The sequence below is a fragment of the Pseudomonas sp. H3(2019) genome (genome assembly GCF_007713465.1).
In the GTDB taxonomy this organism is placed as follows: Bacteria; Pseudomonadota; Gammaproteobacteria; order Pseudomonadales; family Pseudomonadaceae; genus Aquipseudomonas.
Genome location: NZ_VMSG01000024.1, coordinates 84,378 through 96,308 on the forward strand (window position 1 = coordinate 84,378; position 11,931 = coordinate 96,308).

The following is an 11,931-nucleotide window of genomic DNA, read 5'->3' on the forward strand; positions in this document are numbered from 1 at the left end:
TTGGCAGCCTCTATCGCCTGTCAGATCTGACAGTAGACCCTCTGTTTCATTTGCGAGACTCTTTAAGCGTACCCATGTGCTGCAGGGCTGGCAGGATCGCCAGCCTCCGGTGGTCGCAGCGCCCAATAAACAAGGATCGTTATGAAGCCCCAGGCCAGGGACAAGGCAGCTATGCCGTCGAGCAGCTGCATTTACCCGAACAAAGAACTCAGAGCCCGCCAGGGCTACCCCTCCAGAGCTCACTTCACGGTTATCCAGACTGACGATGGGCGCGGCGCGGCAATCACGGCACAGCGCGATTACCTGCGCATCAGTCGTATCTGTCGGGTATCGGGACTGCTGATCCATACCCGCCGTTTGCATACCCTGCAACTGGCGCCGGGTATCCACGTCTACGATCCGTTTTTTTCGGGGCTACTGCTGCATTCCTGTGACCCGAACGTCTTTCTCGACATGAGCGAACTGTGGTTATGGGCGCTGAAAGACATCACACCTGGCACAGTGCTGTGCATGGACTACGCCAGCACTGAAGAGAAGCTGACGCGTCAGTTCGCCTGTGAGTGCGGCTCGCCCGATTGCCGTGGCTGGATCACCGGCTACGATGATCCGCCAAACGCCGAAGGCCAGAAGTTCTTGCAACACTGGCATCGACATAGCCTCTGATAAACGGAGGCTCAGCGCGGTTTACAAAGCACCGACCGGGCGCAAACGGTATTGCGGCGGCAGTTGCTCGAAACCGCTGATGGTCGCGTTCAGGCTCTTCCAGCGACCATCCTTGATGCCGTAGATGCAGCCGTGGATCGACAGACTCTGCCCGCGGTGCCAGGCATTTTGCACAATGCTGGTATGGCCGACGTTAGCCACTTGCTGGATCACGTTGAGTTCGCAGAGACGGTCGACCCGCTCTTCTTCAGTCGGCAACTGACCAAGTTCTTCGCGGTGTTCGTAATAAAGATCACGAATCGAGCGCAGCCAACCGTCGATCAGACCCAACTGGCGATCCTGCATCGAAGCGCGCACGCCGCCGCAACCGTAGTGGCCGGTGACCAGGATATGTTTGACCTTGAGCACGTCCACCGCGTACTGAATCACCGACAGGCAATTGAGGTCGGTGTGCAGCACCACGTTGGCAACGTTACGGTGCACAAACAAGTCGCCAGGCAGCATGCCGACGATTTCGTTGGCCGGTACGCGTGCGTCGGAGCAACCGATCCATAGGTATTCCGGCGTCTGTTGGCGAGCCAGCTTGGCGAAGAAGTCAGGATCTTCTTTGGTGATCGCGTCGGCCCAGCGCTCGTTGTTATCAATCAGATCTTGTAATTCGTTCATGCTCTGAAGCCTCAAGAATGATGCACTGCTTTGACAGACAACCGCCCGTCGGGGTCACGCGGGTGTTGCAGGTAGTCGAACAGAAATGCCTTGGAATCTTTAAGGGTAACGCCTGTCCACCCTATAAGGCCCCACATTATGAGGAATTTCCATGACTGATTCACGACGTCCTTACGGCGCGGTCCAACCCGAGCCTATCGACGACAACGAAGACCGCATGGGTTCGATGCGTGAGCTGGATTTCGATGAAGAAGAACCCGGCGAGACCATCGGCGGCCTGACCCGCGAGCACGAACGTGAGCAACAAATGCCCAGCGAACACGTACGTGAAAAAGGCATGGGTGGCGCCTCGGCTGACGACGAGCCCATTGACGACGACATGAGCCCGGAAAACCTGATTCGCGAAGATGGCGCCCGTGACGCTCATGAAGCCGGAGAGGACTTCAGCGCCGATTGGGACTTAAGCATCGTCGATGAGGACGAAATCGGCGGTGGCAACGGGCTGGATGAGGCGGAACTGGCAGAGCGCGATCCGGTTGGTGGCAATCGTTGAACCTGTGGCGAGGGTGCTTGCTCCCTCGCCACAATGGTTATGTATCAATCCACCAACGTGCAGGCCATCACCACCGCATCTTCACGCCCACCGACCGCCGGGTAGTAATCGCGACGGCGACCGACTTCATTGAAACCATAACGCTCATACAGACGGAATGCCGCCTGATTGCTGTCGCGCACTTCCAGGAAGCATTCCCGGGCTTTGGCTTCATACGCACGGGACATCAAGTGCTCAAGCAGCCTCAAACCCAGCCCGCGCCCCTGATTTTCCGGTTTGACCGTGATGTTCAGCAGATGCGCCTCATCAAGGATGATCTGCACCACACCGTGACCAACCTGTTGCTGACCTTCAAACATTAGCCATATCTGGTATTTGCCCAGACCATCAAGAAAAATCCCACGGGTCCAGGGATGGCTGAACGCCGCATATTCGATTCTCAGTACAGCGTCCAAATCCGCTTCGGTCATCGGGCGGAACGATACAGCGTCACTCATTCGATTCTTTCCAACGCGCCATCAGCCGACGCATGGCTTGCCAGGCATCAGCCTTACGCTGTGGCTCTTCCATTAATAATTCCAGGCCGGGCAGCGCCCAGACCGAACCCAGGCCTTCGACCTGGAGTTCGCGGTTGTAGGCTTCAGCATTTGCCTCACCGGCAAACCGCACCGCCGGCAGGCCGATCAACCACAAGCAGACACAAGGCGCGTCTTCCAGGCGAGCCGAAAGGAACCCTTGAACGAAATCACGGGCAGCTTCCGGGCCCTGATCCATGGTTCCACGCACCAGCAGCGGCCAGCGGACCGGTTCGCCGACAATTTGCGGGCTATCCGGCAGACCAGCGGCGCGCAGCATGTCCTTGAGCAGCAAGTAGGCCGGATCGCGAGTCTGGAACGCACCGCCTGTGGGTAACTCCACCAGCAGCAGGCAACGGCCGGCACGCAGCAATTGCAAGGCAAAACGCGGCGGCGGTACTGGCCGCGCCTTGGTTACGACCGGTGTGTCTTCGACCTCTTCGGCCGGCTTGCTCGCCGGGCGCGCGACCGAAGGTGTTGGACGCGGCACTTCGACCTTGATCCGCTCGGCCGGCCTGGCCACAGGCTCTGCGGCCGCTTTCGCGACCTGCGCCGGCGCAATCGGTGTCTCGACCAACGGCTCTGGCGCTTCCAGCAGCTCGGGCCGCGACGGTGCGGCAAAGGGCAATTCGGTACGCGGCAGCCAGTTGACCACCTGCATGGCGGTCAAATAGGCGCGGCGACGGGACTCGATAAGCAAAGGTCGGCCACTTGTGGATAACTGATAGTGCAGGGATTCTACCGCCCTTCGCTCAAGATCGCCCGCAGTTGATCGATAGAAAAGCGACTGTCGGTCCCGCCGATCCTCCGAGAGTGATTCCCATCGCACGTGATGCAGTACAATCGCTGCTTTTAATCGCCAACCAGCCGGCCATTCCAATGATCGAACCCAAGCGCGTCTTGCGCGCCCTCGCCGAACACTGGGCACTTCTGGAGCCTTTGTGCGAGCACTTCGACCAAGGCACTCTGAGCCTCAACGAACTGCGCTCACAGCTGGCCGCCCAGCAACTGGACAGCACGCCACAGGACATCACCAGCCTGCTGGACGTGTGGATCCGCCTCGACATTCTGGTTCCGGTGGCCAAAAGCCCGAACCGTTTTGAACTGAACGCGCAGATTCACGACTTCCTCGCCTACCTGCGCCGTGAGCACCGTCTGGGCCTGTGCCTGGAAATCGAAGCCTACCTGCGCCATCTTGAGCGGCTGGCCGGTTACATTCAGGACGCTTTCGACATCCGCGACGGCAATGATCTGGCACGCCAGCTGCGTTTGCTCGACATGCGCGTGCGCGATGTCCTGAAAAAACTCGCCAACGACGAACAGGCTCTGGTGGCCGTCGCCGAGCGGGCCAAGACCAGCGACCGGCAGATTCCGCTGCGTCAGCGTTATGCCGAAGTGTTGGCAACCTGGGACGAATACGTCGAGCCGATGATTCAGTTGGTCAACGCCGACGGCGCCTTCGAGCAAGGCGTGCGCAAGGTTGAAAACGTGCTGTTGCGCATGCTCAGCGAACAACAGCGCCTCGGCCACCTGGTCGACGACGACATGCTGCTGCGCACCCACGCGCGCATCCTCGAAATGCAGACCAGCGCCCAGTTGACCTTGCGTCATGCTCGCGAGCTGTTGCTGCCATTGCGTGAAGAGGCCCGTCGGCACAACGCCGTGACCCGTGGCGCGGCGCTGGCGCTGTCGATGATCCGCCGCAAGGGCATCGACGCAGTGCCGCAAGCGGCAATGCCGATGTTCACCCGACCGCAAAGTACCTTCCTCGGCAGCGCCAGTCAGGTCGAAGCCTACGTTTATGCACTGGCGCGTTTCGAGCCAAAACCGGCGCGTTTCCCCAAGGCCCACAAAACCCAAAAAGGCGAAGCCCCTCGGGCACCGCGCACCGTTCGGGAAATGCTCGAACGCTGCGAAGACGCGCTGCCGATGCCGGACTTGATGACCTGGCTGCTGGAGCAGGAACCGGACGGCGCGACCGACGAGTTGCTGTACTGGTTCTCCCGCCTGTCACGGGAAAAGCGCTTTAAACGCGAGCGTCTGGAACGCCGCGATTACCACACTCACGAGCACCAGGTCAGCCTGCGCTCCTTCGCCCTGCTCTCGGCCCGCGATGACGCGCCCGAGAATTCCGCGAGCACTCCTCATGCATCTTGATCTATCCGAACTGTCTCAACTGGCGCCGATCTTTCGCGAGCTGTTCAAGGGCTACCACGTCAGCCGTCGCGATCCTGAACTCTACGCGCAGCTGTCGAACTTTCAGGACCAGTACCGCACGCTGTTCAAGGCCCTGGGGTTTGAACTGGTCTGCGACACCCGTGGTTTCTACTACTTTGTGCCGGACCTCGCCGCTGCGGCGGTGAACAAGACCGCCCAGCGCTTGGCACTGTTCACCTTCATCCTCGTCGAGCATCTGGCTGACCAGGGCCGCGATCCGATTGCCGTCCTCGATGGTGGCAGCCTCGGTCGCGATGAACTGCCGTCGTTGCTGGAAAAGTACCGCGACCTGTTCATTCAGGCCGAAGTGCAGACCGTCGAAGAACTCGAAGAAAAGATCATGCGTCGCATGACCCAGCTCGGTTTTGCCAGCGAAGAGAACGGCATCTACCGCTTCCTGCCGCCGATGCACCGTTTCCTCGACGTCTGCCTGTCGGTCCAGCAAGACCGTGACCTGGCCGCCAGCCTGCACAGCGTGCTGCCATTGCCGGCGCCGGTGCTGATCGATGACGACAGCGACGAAAAGCTGCTGCAAACCGATGATCCGCTCGACCTGAGCGATTTCGCTGAAGAAAGCGAAGAAGACGCCCTGGCCCGTGCCATTGCCGAAGAACAGGAGCTCGACGCATGAGCAAGGAACGCTACGGCATTCGCCGCTTTGCCCTTTTGAACACCGCCGGTTACAGCCTCGGGCTATTCCCGCTGGAAGAGCCGCTGTCGGTCTACGGCGCGAACAACCTCGGTAAATCTGCCTCGATCAACGCCTTGCAGTTCCCGATCCTGGCGCGCATGTCGGACATGAGCTTCGGCAAGTACAGCCTTGAACAGTCGCGGCGTTTCTATTTCGCCACTGACACCAGTTACATTCTGGTCGAAGTCGCCCTGCCCCACGGCCCCCACGTGATTGGCGTGGTCGGACGTGGCCCTGGCGGCGGTTTCGGTCACCAGTTCTTCGCCTATGCCGGCAAACTGGACCTGGCCCATTACCAGAAAAACGATACCTGCCTGCGTCAGAAAGAGCTGTTCACCAACCTTGAGCGCGAAGGCCTGAAAGCCTACGAACTCAAGCCGGACGAACTGCGCCGCTTGCTGGTCGGTGGCCACACGTCGGTCCCGCTGGACCTGACGCTGATTCCGCTGCGCTCCACCAGCGAGCAGAGCCTGAAAACCTTCCGCGCGCTGTTCATCAACCTGCTGCACATGCGCGAAATCACTGCAGCCAAGCTCAAGCAACTGTTCCTCGATGCCTTTGAACACAGCCTGCGTTCCGGCAGCGTCGATTACATCGCCGCCTGCGAAGAAGCCTTCCGCGACGTGCGCCGCATGGAGCAGGACTACAACTCGCTGGTCACCGCCGGTCCGTTGGTCGAAGCGCTATCCGCTGGAGTTACTCAGCGCAACATTCTGCGCGGCAAGTTGCACCGCATCTCGCCGCTGCTCGACTCGTTGCTCGGCACCTGGTCGGATTACGCCAGCGCACGCAAGAAAGAGCTGACGATTCAGGCCGAACACTACCGCAACGAGCAGGACGCACTGCAAAACGATCAACGCGGTGGTACTCAGGAACTGATGCGCCTGGAGCGCGAAATCACCGGCATCCAGCGCTGGTTGGGCGAGTTGTCGGTGCTCAAGCATCGCTTCGCCCTGGTCGATGACGTCAAGGGGCTTGAGCAGCAACTGCTCGCCGCCAAGGACGCCCACGATGAACTGGCCGGTGCGCTGGCGCAGTCCCGTCAATTCAGTGCCGAAGACCTCGAAGAGCGTCTGCGGGATCTGGAAAAACGCCTGAAGTCGGTCAAGCAGCAACTCGATCACGCCGACAACAATAGCTACGCCCGCTTGCGCGAAGAGTTCTCGCAACAGGACGTCGAGCGCCTCATGCGTCTGTTCAACAGTGCGCTGTTCAGCTTGCCGCTGGGCGAGCATGGCATTGCCCTGGACGAAGACGGCCAGTGGGTCAAATCCATGGAGCTGATCCTCGATGGCTTTAAAGGCGAGCGCTTCGAAGTGCCGGGCCTGTCCATCGACCTGTCGCACATCGAACCACCGGCCCTGCAAGCCTTGGCCGACCGCGCCGCGCTGCGTGATCAGAAAGACCGTCTGGACAAAGAACTCAAGCAACTGAAAACCCAAGCGGCCGTCGTGGCGGACCGCGCGGCCAGCAAGACCCAGACCGAAGCGCTGTACCAGCAAGTGCTGGATGCGCAAAAAGCCCTGGAAGACTTCCGCCGCTCGCAAACGCTGAGCGCCGAGGAAGGCGACAAGCTGGAACAACTGGCGCAGATGGAAGCCGCACAGGACGAGTTGAAGCGTTCCAGCGATGCCTTCACCGAACGCGTCCAGCAACTGTCGGCCAAGCTGCAACTGGTCGGCCGGCAGATCGGCGACATGGAAGCCAAGCAACGTACCCTCGACGACGCCCTGCGCCGCCGTCAGCTGTTGCCAGCGGACCTGCCGTTCGGTACGCCGTTCATGGACCCGATCGACGATTCCATGGACAACCTGCTGCCGCTGCTCAATGACTATCAGGACAGCTGGCAAGGCCTGCTGCGTGTCGACGGGCAGATCGAAGCGCTTTACGCGCAGGTTCGCCTCAAGGGCGTGGCCAAGTTCGACAGCGAAGACGATGTCGAGCGCCGCCTGCAATTGCTGATCAACGCTTACGCGCACCGCACCGACGAAGCCCTGACCCTCGGCAAGGCCCGCCGTGCAGCGGTGACCGACATCGCCCGGACCCTGCGCAACATTCGCAGTGACTACGACAGCCTTGAACACCAGCTGGCGCTGTTCAACCGCGAGATCAACAAACGTCAGGTCTCCAACCTGCAAAGTTTCCGCATCGTCCTGGCGCCGAACAAGGAAGCCCTCAAGCACATCGACCAGATCATCCACAGCGCAGGTCAGTATGAGGAAGGCGAAACCCTGTCGGTGTTCGACCTGAGTCAAAGCGCCGATCAGGACAACAAGAACGAAGAAGCCAAGGAATACCTGGCGCGGTTGGTGGCTGCGAACCACAACCAGTTGGGCTTGAAGGACCTGTTCGAGCTGGCGTTCGAAATTACCAAGGTCAACGGGCAGCCGGTGATTCACACCGACATCGATGGCGCGGCGTCCAACGGCACCACCATGACCATCAAGGCGCTGACCAACATGTACTTGTTGCTGCACTTGATGGATCGCGACCAGGCCGGGCGCGTGCGTTTGCCGTACTACCTCGACGAGGCCGCGGACATCGACGAGAAAAACCAGGCCGCCTTGCTGGAAACCAGCTTGCAGCTGGGCTTCGTACCGATCCTCGCCAGTGTGAAGCCGCAGGTCTGCGCCAGTGTCGCCATCGACCTGGAAGGTGGTAGCGGGCCGCAGGGTATCTACATCGACGAGGCGGACTGGAAGTACATTCGCCGGCATGACGAGGTGAAGGCTACGGTGAACGTTGAGTCGACCGAACCGGAACTGGACGAGGTCTGATCCTTTCACCGGCGTCGTAACGAAAAAGGCCGCGATCCAATGGATCGCGGCCTTTTTTATGGTTGCCGTTGCGGGTTATTTACCGAGGGAAATCTTCGGCGCCCAGGTCAGCCACTCGTCTTCGAACTTGTCGAACAGCGGGAACGTCTGCTCGGGCCGTGCTGGACTGCCCATGCGATCTCCTTCCGGAGTAGCGAACGCAATGCCGCCCTGAATCAGCGTCTCCAACGACTCGGTCCGCACCGTTGCGCCTTTGAACAGACCAAAGTCCAGGCCAAAGCCGCTGGTGTTCCAGAAACGTGTTCCGCTGCGTACCAACGGCGCGTACTTCGGCTCGATCAGGATGTGGACCAACACGCGATCCGCCGTTTGACCCAGTTCATAGCCGGTAACCTTGCCGACGGTAATTTCACGATAAGTCACCGGCACGCCGGTTTTCAGCGAACCACGGCGAGCTGCGCTCAACACCAGACTCAGACCGGCCTCTTCCTTGGCAGACTCCGGAGGATTGGCCAGTGCCACGAAACTCTTCTGTGAGCCAAGGTTTTTCGCAGCGGGCTGAACCTCGATGTATTGCCCGGTAACCAGGGTTTCCAGGTTGGACGTTTTGATCAGGCCCAGTTCCGGCTTGACCACCCAGAACTGGCTGCCGACTCGAGCAATGCGCTCCGGTACTTCAGTGATGCGTGCGGTGAGCAGCACCGATTGCAGATCATCACTGAGGTCGACGTTTTCCACCTTGCCGACATCCAGACCTTTGAAGCGAATCGGCGTGCCGGTGCGCAAACCGTCGGCACGATCGACCTTGATCGTGACCACAGCGCCTTTCTGGCTCGCCTCCTCACGGTTGGCGAACAGGCGGAAACGAGGAATTCGCTTCTGCAACGGCGCCGTGGCTTGCGGTGTTTCAAAGGCAATACCGCCGGCCATCAGGCTTTGCAGGGATTCGCTTTTGACCTGAATCCCGCCAGTGAGACCACCGGTCAGAGTAATCCCGCTGGCATTCCAGAATCGCGTCGAGGCGTTGACCAGTCCTTCGTACTCTTTCTCGATATGGACACCGATGACCAACTGCTTTTTGGTGCGTGAGAACTGGTAGCTCTGCACCGAACCGACCTTGACCTGCTTATAGAGAATCGGGCTACCGACTTCCAGGGATCCGAGGTTTTCAGTGAACAGCACCAGGTGCAGACCTGGAGAACGCAGATCCAGAGGCGGCGGCTTCGGCCGGGCCTCGAATTCGCGTTGCGGCGCACCGCCCTTGTCGCCTGGGCGCACAGCGATGTAGTTACCTTTTACCAAGGCTTCCAACCCAGTGATCCCCGCCAGCGAGATTGACGGTTTGACTACCCAGAACTGAGTCCCGGTGACCAGGTAATCCTCGGCCAGTGGGTCCAGGGTCAGCTCGGCCGTGGCACTGGACAAGTCCGGGTCGATCTTGAGCGCTTTCAAGTTACCGACCTGGATGCCTTTGTACATCACGGGTGTGCGGCCGGCCTGCAGGCCTTCAAAGTCGCTGAGTTTCACTTTGACACGAATACCGGCCTGAGCGGCGTCGAAGTCTTCATAGAGACGAAACGGCAAGCTTGGATCGGTGGGCGGGCTGTCTTTACGGTTGTCTGGCGTGGCAAAGGCGATACCGCCCGCGACGATACTGGCCAGCGACTCGCTGCGCACTTTCACGCCGGACAGGTTGGCGTCGATACTGATCCCGCTGGCATTCCAGAAGCGCGTATATTTGCGCACCAGATTGGCGTAGGTGGGCTCGATAAAGACTTTGATCTCGACGGTGCTCTGGTCTTCGGACAGCTGATAGCTTTTCACCTGACCAACCTGGATCTGCTTATAGAACACCGGACTGCCACGATTCAGGGAACCCAGACGATCAGCCTTGATGGTCAAGTGCAAGCCTGGCTTGGAGTCAGACAGCGGCGGCTCTTTGGTCAAGGCGGTGAACTTGCGGCTTGGTTCCCCCTCACCCGGGCTGATCGCCACGTAGTTACCTGAAACCAACGTTTCCAGGCCAGTAATCCCGGCCAGGGTGACGCTCGGCTTAACCAGCCAGAAGCGCGTACTGGTCTTCAGGTACTGTTCAACGTCCTTGTTCATTTCGATGGTAGCGATAACCCCGCGGGTTTTTCCCTCGTCATCCAGCGTCAGGCTTTTTACCTTGCCGACCGGCATGCCTTTGTAGACAACTTCGGTCTTGTTGACCTGAATGCCTTCGCCACTTTCGAAGCGAACCTGAACCTCGATGCCGGTCTCATTGTAGGCACGCCAGCCCAGCCATCCGCCAATCATCAAGGCGATCAGGGGCAGAACCCAAATGGCCGACCAGTTCGAAGCCGGTCGGGTTTTAGCTTTAGGCAAATCAGTCATGGTCGTCGTCCGACTCCGTGTTATCCCAAATCAGTCGGGGATCGAAAGTTACTGCAGCAAGCATTGTTAAAATCACCACACTGGCGAAGGCCACCGCACCGAGATTCGCCTCGATACTGGCAAGTCGACCAAAGTTCACCACCGCCACCAGAATGGCGATCACGAAAATATCCAGCATTGACCATCGACCAATGAACTCGATAAACCGATACATCACGATGCGTTGCCGTGCGGATAAAGGCTGACGCCGCTGTACCGAAAACAACAGCAATGCGATGCCCACCAATTTGAAGGTCGGTACCAGAATACTGGCGACAAACACCACGGCAGCAATCGGAAACATCCCATGCTGAACCAGGGTGATCACGCCGGACATGATGGTATCTCCTTCACCCCGCCCTAAAGTGCTGACGGTCATGATCGGCAGCACATTGGCGGGTATATAGAGAATCGCCGCGGTAATCAGCAACGCCCAGGTGCGCATCAAACTATTGGGGCGACGCGCATGAACCAGTGCGCCACAGCGGGTGCATGTCTGCTCGTCGGTGTCCGGTTCCTGCTTGTTAAGCTCATGGCATTCAATACAAATCAGAATGCCTGCATCAATTGCCCGCATGAGCATCCTCTCCTGACAACGCTTGCCAGATCTGATGAGGCGACATCACGACCTCAAGCAAAACCTGCAGCAATAGCAAACTGATAAAGCACACCAGACCCAAGCCGACCGTTATCGACGCGAGGTCAGCCAGTTTGACAATGGCCACCAGCACGCCCATCAAATAAACCTCAAGCATTCCCCAATCACGTAGATGGTGATAAATGCGATAGAGCAGCAAGCCATAGCTGCGCCCTATATCAAAACGAACGCTCAGCAAAACTAACAACTGACAGAGCAACTTGAGCAGCGGGATTCCCATGCTGCACAGAAACACCACCACTGCCACGCCTTGCATTCCGGTATCGAACAGGCCAACGACGCCACTCCAGACAGTGTCGTGCGACGACTGTCCGAGTAGATGGAGTTGCATGATGGGTAAAAAGTTCGCTGGAACGTACAGCAGCAGTGCGGCGATCACTAAGGCGAGACTACGTTCCACGACATTGTGCGGGTGGGCGTAGAGTTCATAACCACAGCGCGGACATAGGGCTTTCTCGCCATGAGCAAGTTGCGGCTTACGCATCAGCAAATCGCACTCATGACACGCCACCAAGTCGTCCAGCGGTAAATCTGACAGCCCAGGGGCGTCAACCGGATCTGGCATAAAGGGCTCGGGCTCTGAAAACAAGGGCTCTATTTTAGTGTTCTGACCGAAAAATACTGTGCATTTTTGTTTCAATCCTGAAATGAACTTTCCCGCAGGCAAAACAAAACCCCTACCTGCATACGCAGATAGGGGTTTCGGAATTTAA

General features: G+C 58.8%; 11 protein-coding genes. 5 read left to right on the plus strand and 6 right to left on the minus strand.

From position 1 onward, the window contains the following. Positions 1–141: 141 nt before the first annotated feature. Positions 142–663 (plus strand): SET domain-containing protein, encoded by a 522-nt coding sequence (locus FPT12_RS21890; protein WP_145019923.1) that lies wholly within the window; start codon positions 142–144, stop codon positions 661–663. Positions 664–684: 21 nt separating this feature from the next. Here FPT12_RS21890 and can read toward each other — a convergent pair whose 3' ends face one another. Then, positions 685–1,329, minus strand: a complete 645-nt coding sequence (can, locus tag FPT12_RS21895; RefSeq protein WP_019693699.1) for a carbonate dehydratase — start codon at positions 1,327–1,329, stop codon at positions 685–687. Positions 1,330–1,480: 151 nt separating this feature from the next. Here can and FPT12_RS21900 point away from each other — a divergent pair, with 151 nt between their 5' ends. Beyond that, on the plus strand, positions 1,481–1,882 hold the full coding sequence (locus tag FPT12_RS21900; protein ID WP_145019926.1) for a serine kinase/phosphatase: 402 nt from the start codon (positions 1,481–1,483) through the stop codon (positions 1,880–1,882). 44 nt (positions 1,883–1,926) lie between these two features. Here the strand turns inward: FPT12_RS21900 and rimI are convergent, their stop codons facing one another. After that, positions 1,927–2,379 carry a ribosomal protein S18-alanine N-acetyltransferase gene (gene rimI / locus FPT12_RS21905; protein WP_019693701.1) on the minus strand — a complete coding sequence of 151 codons (453 nt, stop codon included), beginning with the start codon at positions 2,377–2,379 and terminating at the stop codon, positions 1,927–1,929. After that, complete coding sequence (locus FPT12_RS21910; protein WP_145019955.1) at positions 2,372–3,118, minus strand: energy transducer TonB; 747 nt, start codon at positions 3,116–3,118, stop codon at positions 2,372–2,374. Before FPT12_RS21910 ends, rimI begins: the two co-directional genes overlap by 8 nt. Positions 3,119–3,336: 218 nt before the next feature. Here FPT12_RS21910 and mksB point away from each other — a divergent pair, with 218 nt between their 5' ends. The 3 genes from mksB to mksF are packed head-to-tail and all read left to right on the plus strand — an operon-like array spanning position 3,337 to position 8,142. Next, complete coding sequence (gene mksB, locus FPT12_RS21915) at positions 3,337–4,614, plus strand: Mks condensin complex protein MksB (protein WP_178098849.1); 1,278 nt, start codon at positions 3,337–3,339, stop codon at positions 4,612–4,614. Beyond that, the gene (gene mksE / locus FPT12_RS21920) at positions 4,604–5,305 is read left to right on the plus strand and encodes an Mks condensin complex protein MksE (protein ID WP_145019932.1); all 702 of its coding nucleotides are present in this window, start codon (positions 4,604–4,606) and stop codon (positions 5,303–5,305) included. The genes mksB and mksE overlap by 11 nt, the downstream gene beginning before the upstream one ends. Continuing rightward, complete coding sequence (gene mksF / locus FPT12_RS21925; protein WP_145019935.1) at positions 5,302–8,142, plus strand: Mks condensin complex protein MksF; 2,841 nt, start codon at positions 5,302–5,304, stop codon at positions 8,140–8,142. Before mksE ends, mksF begins: the two co-directional genes overlap by 4 nt. A gap of 75 nt (positions 8,143–8,217) precedes the next feature. Here mksF and FPT12_RS21930 read toward each other — a convergent pair whose 3' ends face one another. From FPT12_RS21930 to FPT12_RS21940, 3 genes are read right to left on the minus strand one after another with little or no spacing between them, the layout of a single operon-like run. Continuing rightward, a complete protein-coding gene (locus FPT12_RS21930) occupies positions 8,218–10,521 on the minus strand; it encodes a PqiB family protein (RefSeq protein ID WP_145019938.1) in 2,304 nt (767 codons plus the stop codon). Further along, a complete protein-coding gene (locus FPT12_RS21935; protein ID WP_145019942.1) occupies positions 10,514–11,137 on the minus strand; it encodes a paraquat-inducible protein A in 624 nt (207 codons plus the stop codon). The genes FPT12_RS21930 and FPT12_RS21935 overlap by 8 nt, the downstream gene beginning before the upstream one ends. Beyond that, complete coding sequence (locus tag FPT12_RS21940) at positions 11,124–11,783, minus strand: paraquat-inducible protein A (RefSeq protein WP_145019945.1); 660 nt, start codon at positions 11,781–11,783, stop codon at positions 11,124–11,126. Before FPT12_RS21940 ends, FPT12_RS21935 begins: the two co-directional genes overlap by 14 nt. Positions 11,784–11,931 lie beyond the last annotated feature (148 nt).

Coding starts and splice junctions, on each gene's coding strand:
- mksF (WP_145019935.1), top strand. CDS start 5,302: ATGAGCAAGGAACGCTACGGCATTCGCCGCTTTGCCCTTTTGAACACC.
- FPT12_RS21930 (WP_145019938.1), bottom strand. CDS start 10,521: ATGACTGATTTGCCTAAAGCTAAAACCCGACCGGCTTCGAACTGGTCG.
- FPT12_RS21940 (WP_145019945.1), bottom strand. CDS start 11,783: ATGCCAGATCCGGTTGACGCCCCTGGGCTGTCAGATTTACCGCTGGAC.
- can (WP_019693699.1), bottom strand. CDS start 1,329: ATGAACGAATTACAAGATCTGATTGATAACAACGAGCGCTGGGCCGAC.
- FPT12_RS21890 (WP_145019923.1), top strand. CDS start 142: ATGAAGCCCCAGGCCAGGGACAAGGCAGCTATGCCGTCGAGCAGCTGC.
- FPT12_RS21900 (WP_145019926.1), top strand. CDS start 1,481: ATGACTGATTCACGACGTCCTTACGGCGCGGTCCAACCCGAGCCTATC.
- mksB (WP_178098849.1), top strand. CDS start 3,337: ATGATCGAACCCAAGCGCGTCTTGCGCGCCCTCGCCGAACACTGGGCA.
- FPT12_RS21935 (WP_145019942.1), bottom strand. CDS start 11,137: ATGCGGGCAATTGATGCAGGCATTCTGATTTGTATTGAATGCCATGAG.
- FPT12_RS21910 (WP_145019955.1), bottom strand. CDS start 3,118: ATGCAGGTGGTCAACTGGCTGCCGCGTACCGAATTGCCCTTTGCCGCA.
- mksE (WP_145019932.1), top strand. CDS start 4,604: ATGCATCTTGATCTATCCGAACTGTCTCAACTGGCGCCGATCTTTCGC.
- rimI (WP_019693701.1), bottom strand. CDS start 2,379: ATGAGTGACGCTGTATCGTTCCGCCCGATGACCGAAGCGGATTTGGAC.